A 1,819-nucleotide genomic window follows, 5' to 3' on the forward strand; every position below is an offset into this window, starting at 1 on the left:
TACTCCCTCTTGAAAGTAAGGTTTTTCTTTTATTTACTCTGTTTTTCTCTGTTTTTTAAAATATTTATTGTACATATTCTGGATCAGCTTTGACTCAATGTAAAGTGATTGGTGGATGAGGGCATACTTTAATAAACCCTCCTCCTTTTTTACCAGAAAAAGGGTATTCATTACTGTTATATGCGCTCATCGGATCCCACAAATTATCATGGTGGCACACCCTCCCATATCTCACGGCGTCAATGCGCACACATTCCTTCGTTCTGCCTATCCATGAAGCGGGGTCGGCTATGCTTTCTTGCGGGGTCAATGCCCAATAGTATAAAAACTTGCCGACTGCTCCGAGCTTCCTATGTCCAACTCTATCTTATTCTCAGATGAAACAGACCAAAAAATCTTAAATCAACAATTAAAAATCCTGTCGTTAGGCAGCCTTCAGTTCATTAAAGTGGGGGATATCCCGTAACATTTTTTCGGGACTGAAGCCCGTCTGCTTTCTGGCTACGGTAAACAAGATTCGGACTAATTTACAGCACAGTGCAATCAAAGACTGCTTCTTTTTCAGAGGATTGTCATTCCTCGTTGTAAAATACTGATGCAAGGCCTTAAATGCTGGATTTTGGGCGACCAGGGGCAGGATGACCTTATAAAGGAGTGAGCGCAATTTAGGACGCCCCCTTTTTGCGATGACAGTCCTTCCTTTCCATTTCCCTGATGTGGCTAGCCTTAGGTTCAACCCTGCCAGCTTGATGATCTGATCAGGGTGATCGTAGTTTTTAAGATTGCCCACTTCCGCCAGAAATGCGGCTACGGTCTTCTTTCCGACACCTTGGATCTCTGACATTTCCTGAACGCCAGGAATTCCTTCAAGTAGATTCTCGATGGATTCCCATACGTTAGACAATTCTTCTTTAAGAAGGTGATACTGTGCCAGTAACGATCTTAGCCTTAAACGCGCCATGTCCCTGCCATCCTTGATGCCAATCGAGGATCGAGCAACGTCCTTTAGCTGCCTGACTTTTTTGATCCCGACTCCCCGTTTGACACTCTCTCTGATTTCATCAAGGATCATGTCCTCCTGGCACTCAACCAACTCATCCGGGAAAAGCTCCATTCCGAGTACTCGAAGGGATGCCTGTCCTTCCCAACTGCTAAAAACCATTGTGTACTCAGGGAAGTACCGGTCAATCCATTGATGGACGCGTCCCTGTACACCCTGCAAATCCTTCATTAGCTGGTCGTGCAGGTTCATGCCTTCGCGCAGCTCGGCATAAACCCCTTTTGGCAGATTGGGCACGGCGTATCTGCCATTTTCAATTAGCCTGGATATGACCCTAGCGTCCTTTACGTCGTTTTTGGTAGGGGAGTTATCATCAAGTTCCTTGGACTTCTTGACATGTGCTGGATTCACCACAACCACCTTGATGTCCTGCTCATCGAGCCAATAAGCAAGTGGAAGCCAGTAATGCCCTGTTGGCTCCATACCAATGATTAAATCCACTTTCCCCTGTTTTTCTTTCAGAGTATTAATCCAGTCCATAAGGCTGGTGAACCCGTTATGGGTGTTTACAAAGGTAAGAGCCTTCCCAAATTGGATACCCCTGTAGTCCTGGGCCCTGGCAACATGCTTATATTTGGCAATGTCCACTCCGATAATTAAAGTATCCTCAGTCAATTGTAAAATCTTATCGTTTTGTTTATACTTCATGGTAGTCCTCCTTGGTTATTTTAGGGTCCTGTCGACTGGACACCTCGTATCATACCAAGGGGACTTTTTTTGTTCAAACTTCATTTTGCTTAAATACAGGAATGCTTTCTT

At 44.7% G+C, this 1,819-nt stretch carries 1 protein-coding gene; it reads right to left on the bottom strand.

All coding sequences use genetic code 11. From position 1 onward, the window contains the following. Window positions 1–424 precede the first annotated feature (424 nt). A complete protein-coding gene (locus JCM21738_RS21695; RefSeq protein ID WP_023627822.1) occupies window positions 425–1,708 on the bottom strand; it encodes an IS110 family RNA-guided transposase in 1,284 nt (427 codons plus the stop codon). Window positions 1,709–1,819: the final 111 nt, after the last annotated feature.

Source organism: Mesobacillus boroniphilus JCM 21738 (assembly GCF_000517385.1).
Classification (GTDB): domain Bacteria; phylum Bacillota; class Bacilli; order Bacillales; family Cytobacillaceae; genus Mesobacillus; species Mesobacillus boroniphilus.